Below are 16,195 nucleotides of genomic sequence, written 5' to 3'. Positions count from 1 at the left end.
GCGGAACTGGCGGGGTTGTGGTTCTCCAGGGGCGGGACCTGGTTGGTGACGACATGCGTATCCGACATGCCACCAATATTACGCTTTTCCGACGGCTGTGCAACATAGTGTAAGGAGCTGGCTGTTTGGTGTCCCAGCTCTACGACGCCACCTTTGCATCGACCCAGAAGGCCGGGAGCGATCGGAAGGGCTGACGCAAGTTTCCGCGCATCACGACTCCGCGGTGCGCCCACGGGTCGGCGAATCTTGGCTTTGGCCAGCTAAATGCCTTAACCCGCCCGGCCCTGCATCGACGAGAACCCGCGGGCAGGCATGACCATGCAACCACCAGCCCCAGTGGTTACGCCTCAGCACGCACCCTGGCGCCAGACTTCATCAACGGTCCAATGAACAAAGCTAACAGCATATTACTTTCTGCACACGGCTGTTTGAAACTAGTATCATCAGGCGAGGGCACGCCACCGCCGGGTGATCGGCGCCGGGTCGTCGGCCGTGGTCAGTCACCGACGCTGCGGGCGGCGTTGCGTATCCAGCGGGCGAACTTGGTGAAGCTTCGAGAGTCACTCAGTTCGCCCTCGGCTCGCAGCTCAGCAGATGTGGCGCAGCGGACCAGGCCTACGAGCTGAATGGCCTGAAACCGCATGGTTGGCGTTGCGGGTCGCCCGGCTTCACGCGCCAGCTCTTCGGTGATGCGATCTTCAAAGAACGACCATCGTCTCAGTACTGCCGCCTGCAGGCCGGCCGACTCGCCATACGCTTGCTGCCAGCCGAAGAGATCCGCTGCGGCTTGCGGTTGCCGACGGAGATGCTCGATCAACGTATCGGCTACGGCCATCGCCGGCGATGTCTCGGCAGACCTGGACCCCAACGCTGCCACCAGCCTGTCGAGCAGGTCATAGTCGGACAAGACGAGGTCTTCTTTGGAGCGGAAGTAGACGAAGAGCGTCTTCACCGACACGTTGGCCGCATCGGCTATCTCGGCGACCGTCACCTTGTCGAACCCCCGTTCGGTGAACAGGAGGTGTGCTGCTTCCTGGATCGCGCGACGGGTCAGCGCCTTCTTCCGCTCGCGTAGCGACGTGTCGACTCCCATGACTCCTTCATCCGCCCAGCGAGGGACATTGAACTGCCCGTACCACCTGTTTGCAATCTTGCCCGGTAGCAGCCTACCCGCAAAATGTTAGTTACTTACGTTTTTTATTGACTAACGTTTGCGTCCCACTTACGCTTGCCCGTGGGGCTCGCCCAAAGTCTCGTGAGTCGAGCTTGGCGAATCCACCAGCCAACGAGGTCAACACCGTGCCGACAACCCATGATGGTGTTCGTCGACGCATGGATCCGGGCTCACCCACAACAACAAGGGCAGTAAATTATGAAAAGCACGATGCGCGAAGCTCCCCTGCTGGTGACGGACATCCTTCGCCACGGCACCACCGTCTGCGGGAACGAGACGGTAACCACGGCCACCGCCGACGGATATCTCCAGGCCACGTTCGACGATATCGGCCGTCGGGCAGCACAATTGGCGCACGGATTGCGCAGCCTTGGCATCCGCGATGACCAACGAGTGGCGACGTTCATGTGGAACAACCAAGAACACCTCGAAGCGTTCTACGCCGTGCCCTGCATGGGAGCCGTGCTGCACACTCTCAACATTCGGCTGGCCAGCGAGCAGACTTCCTACATTGCCAAGCAGGCTGAGGACCGGGTGCTGATCGTCGACCAGTCGCTGATCCCTCAGCTACGCCGGGTGCTGCCCGAACTCGACACCGTGCATACGGTGGCGGTGGTCGGCGACGGCGATGCGACTCTAGAGCTGCCCGGCAAGAATGTCGTTCGCTACGATGACCTCTTAGCCGGACAACCGACCACCTTCGACTGGCCTGACCTTAGCGAAACTTCGGCCGCCGCAATGTGTTACACCAGCGGTACAACCGGGGACCCCAAGGGAATCGTATACAGTCACCGCTCAACGTTTTTGCACGCGATGGCGGTGTGCAATCCAAACGCCATGGCAATCAACGCCGGTGATCGGATTATGCCGATTGTGCCGATGTTTCACGCCAACGCCTGGGGCTTGCCTTACGCCGCCATGATGGCAGGAGCCAGCCTCGTCATGACCGACAGACACCTGCAGGCGAATCGATTGGTCGACATGATCGAGAAACACAAGGTGACAATCGCCGCGGCCGTGCCGACCGTCATCAACGACGTCAAGTGCTACCTGGATGACCGTCCGCAGCACGACGTTTCATCGCTACGCCTCATCCCGTGTGGCGGCTCCGCTGTGCCCCATAGTTTGATGAGAGAGTTTCAAGACCGCTACGGCGTGCCGATCCGGCAGGCATGGGGCATGACCGAGACGTCGCCGCTGGCCGCTGTGGCTTGGCCGCCGGCCGGCATCGCCGATTCGGAGCATTGGCAGCTGCGTAATACCGCAGGCCGACCAGTGTGCGGCGTTGAGGCCCGCATTGTGGCCGATGATGGTCGAACGCTGCCCAACGACGGCGAATCCGTTGGCGAGCTTGAGGTTCGCGGAAACTGGGTCACTGCGTCGTACTTTGGCGACCTGACTTCACCACGCTCGCATGACGGATGGCTGCGCACAGGTGACGTGGGCAGCATCGACTCGCGGGGCTTCATTACTTTGACCGATCGCGCCAAAGACGTGATCAAGTCCGGCGGTGAATGGATTTCATCAGTCGAGTTGGAAAACCATCTGATGGCCCACCCGGCGGTAGTAGAGGCGTGTGTCGTGGGCGTGCCCGACCCACGCTGGCAGGAGCGACCACTCGCGGCTGTCGTAGCGAATAACGATGTCAACGTCACCCCCGGGGAACTACGCGATTTCCTCGGCGAACGGGTCCCTCGCTGGCAACTACCCGAACGGTGGACATTCGTCGACGAGGTGCCACGGACGAGCGTCGGCAAATTCGACAAGAAAGCCGTCCGCGCTCGGTACAGCCAGCGCCTGTACGACGTCATCCTCTGCCATGACTGACATGTCTGACGCGAAGCCACGGGAAGGCTTCCCCTTTGACCCCAACGATGCGGAGGACGACGAGGTCGTGGTCCGACCGGCAACCGATGCTTCGCTGCGGCTTGCATGGACGAAAGCGAAGACGTTTGACGACTTTGCCGTGATCTGTTGCGGGCAACCCAACCTCAAGCTGTTGACTGATCCGGATTCGTTCTCACTTACCCAGCGGGCGGGGCGCATAGGTCCGGTCGCCGTCGCCGAACTCATTGTCGGTTCGGAGATCTCGATCGCCCGCGGCCAGCTGTGCAATTCCTATCGAGTGCTTGTGCCGCAGTCGGGCCATGCGGTCTCTGAACATCGAGGTGCGGCGGTGACGGCCGAGCCCGGCACGGCCGCTGTCTTAACGCCGGAGGGTCACACCGCGTCGCACTGGGCAGCGGGCACCCGGATGATAGCCCTGAGATTGGACCGTTGTGTCGTCGATGATGCTCTTAGCGATGCGATCGGTCAGCAGGTGACGTCTCAAATCGACTTCGCACCCGTCATGCCGATCACCTCCGCGGCGACTCAGAGCTGGGCCAACATGCTGGTGCTGTTCACAAAGCAGCTTCTGCGGCCCGACAGCCTGCTCAATCGACCACTCGTCGGATTGCCGTTCGTCGACAGTCTGGTTCGGGGTTTCTTGCTCGCCACCAACCACCCCCACCGGGACGCTCTCACGCGAGACAAAGTGTCCGTTGCGCCACGGACGATTCGCACCGCAATTGACATTATCGAATCGGAAGCGCATCTGCCCTTGACGCTGTCTTCGATCGCCGCCCGCAGTCATGCCAGCGTTCGTTCGCTGCAGCAAGGTTTCCAGCGCCATCTGGATACCTCGCCGATGGCATACCTGCGTGAGGTCCGGCTGCGGCGAGCGCACCAGACACTGGTGGAGTCCGATCCGTCGACGGTCACAGTGGCAGCAGTCGCCTACCAGTGGGGCTTCGCCAACCTTGGCCGCTTCGCCAGCGCGCATGCCAAGCGCTACGGCGAGGCGCCTTCGGTGACATTGCGTACCGCGTTGGGCCCGGGGCGACGCGGCCAACGCACTCTGCGCGCACAGTCCGAAGCACTGCGCTGATCGGCTAGGCGGTTCGCGGATATCCCCATACCGTCAGGATCGTGCCTATCGAGTCAATATCGATAACAGCAGTGAACCCATGAGTCGTGCGTACTCTCTCCCAGCACAACCTATTTCGGACAGACGCGTCGCCGTGCTTAATCGGCGACTGGCCGGCGATGCAGTACATCCACGACATCGCGACTACCACCGCGAACGCCGAATCTGGAACTACATGATCGACCGCTACCCTGCGGTAGTGGTGCGTTGCGCCACAGAAGCCGATGTCGCCACAGCGATCGCATTCGCCCGTGAACAAGCCATTCCGCTCACCGTGAGAGGCGGCGGACATAGTGTCGCCGGATACTCCATGATCGATAACGGTGTCGTCATCTGCCTCGGCCGGATGCGCCAGGTCAGTGTCGATCCCGATGCCGGCCGGGTGCGAGTCGGCGGCGGTTGTCTGCTAGGCGACATGGACCGTGCTACACAAACTTTCGGCCTCGCGACTCCGGCCGGCGTCATGTCACAGACCGGAGTCGCAGGCCTGGCGCTGGGGGGCGGCATGGGCTGGCTCAGTCGCAAACACGGCCTTACCTGCGACCACCTGATCTCGGCCAGGGTGGTGCTGGCGGACGGCAGCGCACTGACCGTCAGCGCCGACGAGAATCCCGACTTGTATTGGGGGCTGCGGGTGCCGGGACCAACTTTGGCGTGGTGACGAAATTCGAGTTCTCCACGCAGATTGTCGGTACGTCGCTTCCGGTCGGCATCGCGCTGTACCACATCGAGGACGCCGCGGCGGCGATCCTTCACCACGGAAAGATGATGCTGCACGCCGCCGACGACCTCAAAGTCATGATCTACCTGCGCCGCGCGTCGGCGGAGCCCGGCGTGCCGGACGACTTGGTGAATGCGCCAATCTGCATGTTCGTGAGTGTATGGACGGGAGATCCGGCAGATGCCGCAGGTGTGTACGAGCAGTTGTGGTCGGGCGCGCCGAGAGTCTCTGACAGCATTGAGATCCTGCCGTATGTTGCGCTGCAGTCGTTGAACGACACCGCCATTGGGCCCGGCGCATGCAATTACACCAAAGGCGGTTACACCGGCGAGCTGACCGAGGGCTGCATCGAAGCGCTCATCGAGGCCGCTAACCGCTTGCCCAACGAGCTCTCAGCGATCGAGTTCGGCTATCAACACGGCGCTCAGGACCGGCTCGGCGAAGACGACGCCGCGTTTGCCGACCGGCATGCCGATCACATCATCAATGTGTTAGGCCGATGGCAACCGGGCGACGAAGCGACACCCCACATCGACTGGGTGCGAGAGACATTCGCCGGAACGGCACGGTGGCAGACCGGCGGCTTGTACTCGAATTTCATGGCCATCGATGACGGCGAGCGAGTGCGACACGCCTATCGACACGGCAAGTACGAGCGGCTGGCCACGATCAAGGCGAGGTACGACCCTGACAACGTGTTCTGCAACAACGCGAATATCCTGCCGGCGAGAATCACCCGACCGGAGCTCTGACCATGCACCTAGGTCTGATCCCCGACAGCCCGGCGGAATGGAAGGCGCTGGCATCAGGACGAGTCCCGTTGCCGTTCTTGGAAACCCACTGCGCATTCGGATTCGCACAAGCGGTGCTGACAGCAACGAAGCTCGGTGTGTTCGAGTCGCTGGCCTCGGACGCTGCCACAGCGACAGAAATAGCTAGCCGCTGTGGAACCGATCCGGTGTCCACACCGAAACTGCTGAGCGCTCTTGTCGGATCCGGATACCTGTGCTACCGCGGCGACCGATATGCGTTGACGACAAACGCGCGTACCTGGTTGCTGAGGGGAAGTCCCCGCTCGCTCGTCGACGCGGTGCTCTTCGCCGGCAACGAATGGGATTTCATGAGCCACATGGAAAACTACGTTCGAACCGGCATGCCCCTTGACATACATTACGGCATGACCGACGAGCAGTGGGACCGCTACCAGCGGTGCATGCGTGCGCTGGCCGGCCAATTGGCGAACGAAGTCGCGCAGGTTCTCCAAGTGCCCTGCGGGGCAACCGACATGGTGGACGTGGGTGGTTCTCATGGGCGCTACTCGGTTGCGCTGTGCCGCCGTCACCACGGATTGCGAGCGGTGGTGCTGGACTTGCCCGAGGCCGTCAGAGCCACCGCCCCGTTATTGGCGGCCGAGGACATGGGACGCCGTGTGGTCCACCTCGAATCCGACGCGCTGACATACGACTTCGGCGTCGATACCTACGACGTGGTGCTGCTGTCACATCTCGTGCATCACTTCAATGCGTCGCAGAATGACGAATTGTTCGCCCGGCTCGGGCGGGCCCTGCGCCCGTGCGGCGTACTGGCGGTGTTGGAGCCCATTCGGCCCGAAACAGGCGACGGCGTGGATCAATTGGCCGCGCTCAACGAGCTGTACTTCGGCGTGACCAGCCGGGCGGGCATCTGGACCGCGCGTGACATTGGCGGCTGGCAGCGCGACGCAGGTCTGCAACCCGCAGCGGAGCCGATCATGTTGAGCGATGGTCGCACCGGCTTGCAGCTCGCCACGAAGCCCGCGAGTCAGCCCGGCAGCACCGGTGCCGCCCCGGGCACCGTGAGTCCGGGCACCTCCGACCAGCCCTGCTGACCGTCGGCCGACGGCGAATACTGCAGCACCCCTTGCGGTCCCGCGACGTAGGCCGTCGACGGGTTGGCGACCACCGTGGTCACCGGCATCTGCAGACCGTGTGGCGGCGCGTCGGAGTTCACCCCGTCGATGTTCACGTAGGACACCGGATGGCTGGCGTCGGTGCGGGTCACCACGATGTCGTCGCCGGTGCGCCACGACAGCGACACCACCGAATTGCCCAACCCGAATCCGAGCCGGCGCGGGAAGGTCAGGGCGTACTGCCCGGCCTGGGTCTGCTCGACGCTGGCCAGAATCACCTGGCCGCCGATCACCATGGCCGCGCGGGTGCTATCGCGGGACAGCTGCAGGTCGGTGATGGGCCCCGGGAACCGGGTGGCCACCGCCACCGAATCCACCGGCAGCCGGGCGGGCTGCCCGGAGGCCGGCTCCTGAATCGCCCGCAACACGTTGTTGCCGTCGACGACCACCCACACCACGTCGTCCAGCGACCACGTCGGCCGCGACAGGCTGTGCCCGTCGGCGGCCTGCACGGCCTCCTGACCCAGATCACCGATCCACAGGGACGCGGCCATGTCCGGGGCGCCGCGGTGCAGCGTCACCACCGAGGCCACCTGCCGGCCGGAGCGCGACAGCGCGGCGCCGGTCTGGTCGCCCACGCGGCCGAACGCGCCGGGCACCGTGACGGTGTGCTGGCCGTCCAGCGACACCAGTGAGCCGTTGACCAGGGCGTGCAGCCCCGCGCCCGCGCCGTCGGCGGCGCCGGGATCGGTGGCCGCGACATCCGAGGTGGTCCACCCGTCGCGGAACCGGTCGTCCAGCGGCGCGCCGTCAGCGTTGATCACATAGGGGCCGCGGATGTCGGCCCTGGCCAGCGTCCAAATGATCTGCGCCGCAAGCAATTGCCGGCTGTGCGGATCGGTGGTGGACAGCTTCTCGAGCTCGACCCGCGCACCGCCGTAGCCGCGACCGATGCCGTTCTTGCCGCCGTCGGCGCGGGTCACCGGCCCGCGCAACCGCAGCGGCGGGGCGAGCAGGTTGCGCACGGTGTGCGCCATCTCCGGCCGCGGCCCGGCGATCACCTTCGAGATCAGCTCGGTGGCCAACTGGTCGTGGTCGGGCACCGCGACGTAACGCGGGTCGGGGACGACCGTCTTGCCGGTCGGGTCGGCGAAGTACAGGGTGTTGCGCTTGTAGGTGGACTGGAACTGCTGCCAGTCCAGGAACACCCCATTGGGCAACCGGTCGATGCGCCAACCGCCGGAGGTCTTGACCAATTCGATCGGCCCGGGGTCGGGCAGCACCCCCTCGGCGGTTTCGAACACCCCCACGTCGGACAGCGAACCCAGGATGTCGGCCCGCATGGTGGCCGAAACCCGCTCGGCCGCACGGGTTTCGACGAACACCACGTGGTCGATCAGCAGCGCGCTACCGGCGTCGTCCCAGGCGTTGGACGCCGACTGGGTGAGGAACTGCCGCGCGGCCAGGTGGCGGTTGGCGGGATCGGCTGTGGCCTTGAAGAATTCGCGCAGCAGCACGTCCGGGTCCATGCCCGGCGTCGGCTTGGGCAGGTTCGACGGCGCCGGCCGCTCGACGGTGCCGATGGCTTGCGGCGCCGACGAGCTGGGCACCCCCGCGCAGCCGGCGAGCAGCGCGGCCAGCATCAGCAGGCCCAACAGCCGCCGCATCACAGGGTCCTCTCGGCGTGCTCACGCTGGCGCGGACGGTCTTTCGCGTGCTGCGGGCCGCTGGGAGCGGGTTGCGGAATCGGCTTCATGGGCAGCGGGCTGGTGGTGACCTTGTGGCCACGCACCAGCGGCAACGTCAGCCGGAAACACGAGCCGTCGCCGGGTTCGCCCCACGCCTCCAGCCGGCCCTGGTGCAGTCGCGCGTCCTCGATGCTGATGGCCAGGCCCAGCCCGGTGCCCCCGGACCGCCGGACCCGCGAAGGGTCGGCCCGCCAGAACCGGCTGAACACCAGCTTCTCCTCGCCGGGCCGCAGCCCGACGCCGTAGTCGCGCACGGTGACGGCCACCGTGTCCTCGTCGGCGGCCATCCGGATCTTGACCGGCTTGTGCTCGGCGTGGTCGATGGCGTTGGCGATCAGGTTGCGCAGGATGCGCTCCACCCGTCGGGTGTCGACCTCGGCGATCACCTCCTCGGTCGGCAGGTCGACCTTCAGCTCGATGCCGGCGTCCTCGGCCAGATGCCCGACGTTGCTCAGCGCGCTGCGCACCGTGGTGCGCAGATCGACCGCCTCGACGGACAGCTCCGCGACGCCGGCGTCGTGCCGCGAGATTTCCAGCAAGTCGTTGAGCAGCGACTCGAACCGGTCCAGCTCGTTGACCATCAGCTCGGTGGAGCGCGCCAGCGTGGGGTCCAGGTCGGCGCTGTGGTCATAGATCAGGTCGGCGGCCATCCGCACGGTGGTCAGCGGGGTACGCAGCTCGTGGCTCACGTCGGAAGTGAAGCGGCGCTGCAGATTACCGAACTCCTCCAGCTGGGTGATCTGGCGCGACAGGCTCTCGGCCATGTCGTTGAAGGACATCGCCAGCCGGGCCATGTCGTCCTCGCCGCGCACCGGCATGCGTTCGGACAGATGCCCTTCGGCGAAGCGTTCGGCGATGCGCGACGCCGACCGCACCGGCACCACCACCTGCCGCGACACCAGCAGCGCGATCCCGGCCAGCAGCACCAGCAGCACCGCGCCGCCGGTGATCATGGTGCCGCGCACCAGCTGGATGGTGGCCTGCTCGTTCTTGAGCGGAAAGATCAGGTAGAGCTCCAGGTTGGCCACCTGAGACGACGCCGGCGTGCCGATGACCAGCGCCGGTCCGGAGAACCCGTCGGTGTGCACGGTGGCGTACTGGTAGGACGCCTGCCCGGCCTTGACGAAGCCGCGCAGCGAAGCGGGCACCTGGTCGACGGGCCCGGCGGTGGTCGCCGCGCGCGGGCCGTCGCCCGGCACCATCAACACCGCGTCAAAGGCCCCCGCCATCCCCGCGCCCGAGGCCGGGTCGGTCTTGGAGGTCAGCGTGTTGCGCGCCAGCTGCAGGCTGCTGTCCAGGGATCGCGCCTCTTCGCCGTTGACGATCCCGCCGACGGTGGTGCGCGCCCGCTCGATCTGCTCGATGGCGGCCTTGACTTTGACGTCGAGCACCCGGTTGGTGACCTGAGAAGTCAACACGAAACCGAGCGCCAGGATGACCGCGAGCGACAACCCCAGGGTCAGCGCCACAACCCGCAGTTGCAGCGAGCGCCGCCAGGCGATGGCCACGGCGCGACTCACCGCGCCCATGCCACGAGTCATGGGACCGGAGCGTCCCCAACGGCTCCGAGTGCGTCGCCGAGAGCCCCAGATCACGTGTCCCTACCGGTCACGGAGGTCCGGCCTTGTACCCAACTCCTCGAACGGTCAACACTACGGTCGGGTTTTCGGGATCCTTCTCAACCTTGGCGCGCAGACGCTGGACGTGCACGTTCACCAGACGGGTATCCGCCGGGTGACGATAGCCCCACACCTGTTCGAGCAGCACATCACGAGTAAACACCTGCCGCGGTTTGCGCGCCAACGCCACCAGCAAGTCGAATTCCAGCGGTGTCAGCGAGATCTGCTCGCCGTTGCGGGTGACCTTGTGCGCCGGCACGTCGATCTCCACGTCGGCGATGGACAGCATCTCGGCGGGCTCGTCGTCGTTGCGCCGCAGCCGCGCCCGCACCCGCGCCACCAGCTCCTTGGGCTTGAACGGCTTCATGATGTAGTCGTCGGCGCCCGACTCGAGGCCCAGGACCACGTCGACGGTGTCGGTCTTGGCGGTCAGCATGACGATCGGCACGCCGGAGTCGGCGCGCAACACCCGGCACACGTCGATGCCGTTCATCCCGGGCAGCATCAGGTCCAACAGCACCAGATCGGGGCGCAGTTCGCGCACCGCCGTCAGGGCCTGGGTGCCGTCACCGATGACCGCAGTGTCGAAACCCTCACCCCGCAACACGATGGTCAACATCTCGGCGAGCGAAGCGTCGTCATCGACGACGAGAATCCTTTGCCTCATGGAGTCCATGGTGTCACCAGATCGGGACAAAACTCGGACATCACACGGGCGTTTCTTCTTCGAAAGGGCCGAATCGTGACAAATCTGTGCTAGTCGGCGGCCAAATCGGCGGCCAGCCGGCCGGGATCGACGTCCGCGTCGACGCTCAGCCACCGACCACCCCAGCCCGCGGCGGCCAGGTCGGCGTACACCGCGCCGGTGCGCTGCTGCAGCCCGTCGTCGCGTTCGTAGCTGTCCCGCGCGCGGCCAGGATCGGACTCGGCCCGGCGGCGGGCCCGCCGCCCGGCCAACTCGGCCGGCACCGCGAGCAGCACCTGCCAGTCGGGCACGGGCAGGCCGAGGCGCCCGTATTCCAGCGCGTGTATCCATGCCACGGCCGGCCCGGCCGCGTCCTGATGCAGACGGGCGGCGGTGTAGGCCGCGTTGGAGGCGACGTAGCGGTCCATGATCACCACGTCGTGCTCGCGGCGCAGCGCCTCGATGTCGCCGACGGCCCCCGCGCGATCCAGCGCGAACAGCATCGCCATCGCGTACACCGACGACGCGAGATCGCCGTGCTCGCCGTGCAGGGCCTCGGCCGCGATGTCGGCGGTCACCGACTGCCCGTACCGCGGGAAGGCCAGCAAGGCCACCGACTTGCCGTCCGCCTCGAACAGCTTGCGCAGCTTGTCGGTCAGCGTCCGCTTGCCGGCGCCGTCGATGCCCTCGATCGCGATCAGCACGGCGCGAGCCTAGCCCGTTGTCGAGCGCCCGGCCGGCTGGGCACGCGGTGCCGAACGCCCGGCTGGCCGGGCGTTCGGCCGAAGCGCCGGCTCAGTAGCGGTAGTGGTCGGCCTTGTAGGGACCGTCGACGTCGACGCCGATGTACTCGGCCTGCTCCTTGGTGAGCTTGGTCAGCTTGCCGCCGAGCGCCTCGACGTGGATGCGGGCCACCTTCTCGTCGAGGTGCTTGGGCAGCCGGTAGACCTCGTTGTCGTACTCGTCGTTCTTGGTCCACAGCTCGATCTGGGCGATGACCTGGTTGGAGAAGCTGTTGCTCATCACGAACGACGGGTGCCCGGTGGCGTTACCCAGGTTCAGCAACCGGCCCTCGGACAGCAGGATGATCGACTTGCCGGTGTCCGGGAACGTCCACAGGTCGACCTGCGGGCGGATGTTGGTCTTGGTGGCGCCCGACTTCTCCAGCCGCGCCACCTGGATCTCGTTGTCGAAGTGGCCGATGTTGCCCAGGATCGCCTTGTCCTTCATCGCCTTCATGTGCTCGAGGGTGATGATGTCCTTGTTGCCGGTGGTGGTGATGACGATGTCGGCCTCGCCGATCACATCCTCGACGCGCTTGACGTCGAAGCCCTCCATCAGCGCCTGCAGGGCGTTGATCGGGTCGATCTCGGTCACGGTCACCCGCGCGCCCTGGCCGGCGACCGACTCGGCCGAACCCTTACCGACGTCGCCGTAGCCGCAGATCAGCACCTTCTTGCCACCGATCAGCACGTCGGTGCCGCGGTTGATGCCGTCGATCAGCGAGTGCCGGCAGCCGTACTTGTTGTCGAACTTGCTCTTGGTGACCGAGTCGTTGACGTTGATCGCCGGGAACGCCAGGTCGCCGGCGGCGGCGAACTGGTAGAGCCGCAGCACGCCGGTGGTGGTCTCCTCCGAGACACCCTTGATCGACGCGGCGATCTTGGTCCACTTGTCCTTATCGGTTTCGAAGCGCTTGCGCAGCAGGTTCAGGAACACCCGGTGCTCGGTCGAGTCGTCCTCGTCGTCCGGCGGCACCACGCCGGCCTTCTCGTACTGCGCGCCGCGCAGCACCAGCATGGTGGCGTCGCCGCCGTCGTCCAGGATCATGTTCGCGGGCGCGGCGGCGCCGTCTTTATCGGGCCACGTCAGCACCTGCTCGGCCGCCCACCAGTACTCCTCGAGCGTCTCGCCCTTCCACGCGTACACCGGGACGCCCTTGGGCTCCTCGGGCGTGCCGTGCGGGCCGACGACCACCGCGGCGGCGGCGTGGTCCTGGGTGGAGAAGATGTTGCAGGACGCCCAGCGCACCTCGGCGCCCAGCGCGACGAGGGTCTCGATCAGCACCGCGGTCTGCACGGTCATGTGCAGCGAACCGGAGATGCGCGCGCCCTTGAGCGGCTGCACGCCGTGGTACTCGCGGCGCAGCGACATCAGACCCGGCATCTCCTGCTCCGAGAGCTCGATGTCCCGGCGACCGTAATCCGCCAACGACAGATCGGCGACCTTGAAATCGATGCCGTTTCGAACGTCGGGGGTGAGTGCGTTTTCGGTCGTCGTCATAGCGTGTTCTTCCTTTTTCGGCTCGCTCGCCTGTGGCTCGCTCGGATGAAAGCGGTAATTAGCTTAGGTATGTTCTTGCGCCACTGTAGTCGCGGGTCGGCGCGGACCTCGGCGCAGGGAAGGGCTCAGGGGACGTTGACGACGCCGTGCCGCTCGGCGAACGGCGTCATCAACCGGGCCAGATCGGCCGCCACGTCGTGGTCCGCCTCGGGCGGCATCGACACATAGCTCAGCGCCAGCCGCACGATGGCCCGCGCCAGCACGCCGGCGTCCTCGTCGCTGGTGGCCACCCAGCTGTGGGTCAGCGCGTTGGTCAGCCGCTCGGAGGCACGGTTGATGATGGGCGCGCTGTCGGTGGTGATGATCTGCAGCAGGTCGGGTTTGGCCACGCCGGTGAGCAGCGAGATCACCAGCGGGTCGGCCGACAGCTCGGTGAACAGGTCGCGAAAGCCCCGCAGAAACGCCTCATAGATGTTGCCGACGTTGGCTTCCAGCGCGGCGTTGACGGCGTCGACCAGCCGGTCGGCCAGGCGCAGGCCGTACCCCTGCGCCAGGCCTTGGCGCGAGCCGAACTCGTTGTAGATCGTCTGCCGGCTGACGCCCGCGGCGCGGGCGACGTCCGACAGCGTGATGGCCGACCAGTCGCGGGTCAGCAGCAGATCCCGCATCGCGTCGAGCACCGAGTCGCGCAGCAGGGCGCGCGAGGCCTCGGCGTACGGCATCCGCTTCACAGGCGCGACAATAGCGGCTTTGGCCGCCGCGTTGGCGGCGATCACGAACGGGCGATCTCCACCATCTCGAAGTCGGTCTTCGCCGCACCGCAATCCGGGCAGCTCCAGTCCTCGGGGATGTCGTCCCAGCGGGTCCCCGGGGCGATGCCGTCCTCCGGCCAGCCCTTAGCCTCGTCGTACTCGAATCCGCACTGCACGCAGACGAACAGCTTGTAGCCCTCGTTCATCGGTTCACTCCTGATAGTTCGAAATCGACTTTCTCGCGCACCGCACAATCGGGGCAGCACCAGTCCTCGGGGATGTCGGCGAAGGGCGTGCCCGGCCGAAAGCCTTCCCGCGGTTCGCCTTGCGCTTCGTCGTAGACGTAGTCACACCCCGGGCAGCGGTAGGCGGTCACGCGGCGTACTTCGCCAGCAGCTTCTCGCGCAGCCGCGGCGCGATGTTGACGCGGGTGATGTCGCCGTCGTAGTGCGCCAGCACCCGGTGATCCATCACCTTGCGCCACAGCGGCGGGAAGTAGGTGAGCGAGATCATCGACGCGTACCCGCTCGGCAGGTTGGGCGCACCCGCCATGCTGCGCAGCGTCTGGTAGCGCCGGGTCGGGTTGGCGTGGTGGTCGCTGTGCCGCTGTAGGTGATACAGGAACAGGTTGGTCACCACGTGGTCGGAGTTCCAGCTGTGCGCCGGGGTGCACCGCTCGTAGCGGCCGCTCGAATTCTTCTGCCGCAGCAGCCCGTAGTGCTCCAGGTAGTTGACCGACTCGAGCAGGCTGAACCCGAAGACGGCCTGGATCACGACGAAGGGGATCAGGCCCGGGCCGAAGACCGCGATCAGCGCGCCCCACAGCACCACCGACATCAGCCACGCATTGAGGACGTCGTTGGACGCGTACGTCTTCGGGTTCCAGGGGCTGGCGCCCTGCCGGCGAATCCGTTGCGCCTCCAACTTCAGCGACGAGCGCAGGCTGCCGATGACGCTGCGTGGCAAGAACTCCCAGAAGGTCTCACCGAAGCGGGCCGACGCGGGGTCCTCCGGGGTGGCGACGCGCACGTGGTGGCCGCGGTTGTGCTCGATGTAGAAGTGGCCGTAGCAGGTCTGCGCCAGGGTGATCTTGGACAGCCAGCGCTCCAGCGAGTCCTTCTTGTGGCCCATCTCGTGCGCGGTGTTGATGCCGACGCCGCCGAGCACGCCGACGGACAGGGCCAGGCCCAGCTTGCCCGCCCAGCTGAGCGCGCCGTCAAAGCCGAGCCAGCCCAGGTCCGAGGCGGTGAACAGGTAGGCGCCCATCACCACGCTGAGGTACTGGAACGGGATGTAGGAGTAGGTGCAGTAGCGGTAGTACTTGTCGTTCTCCAGCCGCTCCATGACCTCGTCGGGCGGGTTCTGCCCGTCGGGACCGAAACGCAGGTCGAGGATCGGCAACACGACCCAGAGCAGGATCGGCCCGATCCACAGCGGCACCTGCGCGGCGGCGTGCCAGCCCAACGTGTTGAGGCCCCAGATGAGCGGCAACATCACGAACAGCGCCGTCGGCGCGATCAGCCCCATCAGCCACAGGCGACGCTTCTTGTCCCGCCAGGCGAGCGGGTCGGTTTCCTGTCCCAGCTGCGCTTCGAATGTGGTCATCTGCCAAACCTCCTTGTGAGTCACGCCACGTTGAGGTTGGACAATACCGCTGTTTGCGTCTTCTGTCTAGACAAACACCGCGGTTTTGTAAAGCAGCTGCGGCTAGGGCACCGGGCTGTGCGGATCGACCTCGAGCGAGTCGCTGGGCTCGGCCTCCCCTTCCTCCCGCCGGCCCTGCACCGAGTGCCAGTAGCCATAGCCGGCGTAGATCGCCGTGCCCACCACCAGCCACACCCCGAACCGGACCCAGGTGAGCGCGGTGAGGTTGAGCATCAGCCACAGGCAGGCGGCGATCGACGCGATCGGGAGCAACGGCACCCACGGCGCCTTGAAACCGCGTTCCAGGTCCGGCCGGGTGCGGCGCAGCACGATCACGCCGGCCGAGACCAGCACGAAGGCGAACAGGGTTCCGACGTTCACCATCTCCTCGAGCTTGGTGATCGGAAACACCGACGCGGTCACGGCCACCACCAGCGCGACCAGCACGGTGATCCGCACCGGCGTGCCCCGCGCACCCGTCTTGGCCAGCGACCGGGGCAACAGGCCGTCGCGCGCCATCGCGAACAGGACCCGGCACTGGCCGAGCATCAGCACCATCACCACGGTGGTCAGGCCCGCCAACGCACCGATGGAGATGATCTTGCTCGCCCAGTGGATGCCGTTCGCGGTGAAGGCGGTGGCCAGGTTCGCCTGCCCGCGGCCGCGGACCGTCTTGAGTTCGGTGTAGGACACCATGCCCGACAGCACCACCG

17 protein-coding genes are annotated in these 16,195 nt (G+C 65.9%); 5 read left to right on the top strand and 12 right to left on the bottom strand.

The window, feature by feature from the left end:
* A partial coding sequence (locus A5646_RS30400) for a hypothetical protein (RefSeq protein ID WP_369806933.1) occupies window positions 1-68 on the bottom strand: 68 nt, incomplete at its 3' end.
* Between the two features lie 428 nt (window positions 69-496).
* On the bottom strand, window positions 497-1,093 hold the full coding sequence (locus A5646_RS11695) for a TetR/AcrR family transcriptional regulator (protein ID WP_067021807.1): 597 nt from the start codon (window positions 1,091-1,093) through the stop codon (window positions 497-499).
* 279 nt (window positions 1,094-1,372) lie between these two features.
* Here A5646_RS11695 and A5646_RS11690 point away from each other — a divergent pair, with 279 nt between their 5' ends.
* The 5 genes from A5646_RS11690 (at window position 1,373) to A5646_RS11675 (ending at window position 6,730) form a co-directional block, all read left to right on the top strand.
* The gene (locus tag A5646_RS11690; protein ID WP_067021806.1) at window positions 1,373-3,001 is read left to right on the top strand and encodes a fatty acid--CoA ligase; all 1,629 of its coding nucleotides are present in this window, start codon (window positions 1,373-1,375) and stop codon (window positions 2,999-3,001) included.
* Between the two features lies 1 nt (window position 3,002).
* The gene (locus tag A5646_RS11685; RefSeq protein WP_067021804.1) at window positions 3,003-4,103 is read left to right on the top strand and encodes an AraC family transcriptional regulator; all 1,101 of its coding nucleotides are present in this window, start codon (window positions 3,003-3,005) and stop codon (window positions 4,101-4,103) included.
* Between the two features lie 214 nt (window positions 4,104-4,317).
* Window positions 4,318-4,803: an FAD-binding oxidoreductase gene (locus tag A5646_RS28045; RefSeq protein ID WP_197505172.1), complete on the top strand. Its 486-nt coding sequence runs from the start codon at window positions 4,318-4,320 to the stop codon at window positions 4,801-4,803.
* Window positions 4,800-5,615: a BBE domain-containing protein gene (locus tag A5646_RS28040; protein ID WP_156765586.1), complete on the top strand. Its 816-nt coding sequence runs from the start codon at window positions 4,800-4,802 to the stop codon at window positions 5,613-5,615. Before A5646_RS28045 ends, A5646_RS28040 begins: the two co-directional genes overlap by 4 nt.
* 2 nt (window positions 5,616-5,617) lie before the next feature.
* Window positions 5,618-6,730: a class I SAM-dependent methyltransferase gene (locus A5646_RS11675; protein ID WP_082984709.1), complete on the top strand. Its 1,113-nt coding sequence runs from the start codon at window positions 5,618-5,620 to the stop codon at window positions 6,728-6,730.
* Here A5646_RS11675 and lpqB read toward each other — a convergent pair.
* From lpqB to A5646_RS11630, 10 genes are all read right to left on the bottom strand, one after another.
* Window positions 6,664-8,418, bottom strand: a complete 1,755-nt coding sequence (lpqB, locus tag A5646_RS11670; protein WP_156748944.1) for an MtrAB system accessory lipoprotein LpqB — start codon at window positions 8,416-8,418, stop codon at window positions 6,664-6,666. The two genes, A5646_RS11675 and lpqB, sit on opposite strands and share 67 nt — an antisense overlap.
* Window positions 8,418-10,094, bottom strand: a complete 1,677-nt coding sequence (mtrB, locus tag A5646_RS11665; protein WP_082976000.1) for an MtrAB system histidine kinase MtrB — start codon at window positions 10,092-10,094, stop codon at window positions 8,418-8,420. Before mtrB ends, lpqB begins: the two co-directional genes overlap by 1 nt.
* Before the next feature lie 13 nt (window positions 10,095-10,107).
* Entirely contained in the window at window positions 10,108-10,794 is a 687-nt protein-coding gene (gene mtrA, locus A5646_RS11660; protein ID WP_007168097.1) for a two-component system response regulator MtrA, read from the bottom strand.
* An 80-nt stretch (window positions 10,795-10,874) separates the two neighbouring features.
* Window positions 10,875-11,507, bottom strand: a complete 633-nt coding sequence (locus A5646_RS11655; protein ID WP_066881888.1) for a dTMP kinase — start codon at window positions 11,505-11,507, stop codon at window positions 10,875-10,877.
* Window positions 11,508-11,598: 91 nt separating this feature from the next.
* Window positions 11,599-13,086, bottom strand: coding sequence for an adenosylhomocysteinase (gene ahcY, locus A5646_RS11650; RefSeq protein ID WP_066881886.1), 1,488 nt, complete (start codon window positions 13,084-13,086; stop codon window positions 11,599-11,601).
* 125 nt (window positions 13,087-13,211) lie between these two features.
* A complete protein-coding gene (locus tag A5646_RS11645) occupies window positions 13,212-13,808 on the bottom strand; it encodes a TetR family transcriptional regulator (RefSeq protein WP_066881903.1) in 597 nt (198 codons plus the stop codon).
* Window positions 13,809-13,858: 50 nt separating this feature from the next.
* On the bottom strand, window positions 13,859-14,044 hold the full coding sequence (locus tag A5646_RS11640; RefSeq protein ID WP_066881884.1) for a rubredoxin: 186 nt from the start codon (window positions 14,042-14,044) through the stop codon (window positions 13,859-13,861).
* Window positions 14,041-14,214, bottom strand: coding sequence for a rubredoxin (locus A5646_RS28035; RefSeq protein WP_082984708.1), 174 nt, complete (start codon window positions 14,212-14,214; stop codon window positions 14,041-14,043). The genes A5646_RS11640 and A5646_RS28035 overlap by 4 nt, the downstream gene beginning before the upstream one ends.
* The gene (locus A5646_RS11635; RefSeq protein WP_066881882.1) at window positions 14,211-15,443 is read right to left on the bottom strand and encodes an alkane 1-monooxygenase; all 1,233 of its coding nucleotides are present in this window, start codon (window positions 15,441-15,443) and stop codon (window positions 14,211-14,213) included. The genes A5646_RS28035 and A5646_RS11635 overlap by 4 nt, the downstream gene beginning before the upstream one ends.
* Before the next feature lie 102 nt (window positions 15,444-15,545).
* Window positions 15,546-16,195 (bottom strand): amino acid permease (locus tag A5646_RS11630; protein WP_156749046.1); only part of this gene is annotated, 650 nt, incomplete at its 5' end.

Origin of the sequence: Mycobacterium sp. 1245499.0, assembly GCF_001673615.1 — a bacterium.
Taxonomy (GTDB): domain Bacteria; phylum Actinomycetota; class Actinomycetes; order Mycobacteriales; family Mycobacteriaceae; genus Mycobacterium; species Mycobacterium europaeum_A.
The sequence above is the reverse complement of the archived record's forward strand: the minus strand, read 5'-3'. Positions and strand labels throughout refer to the sequence as shown.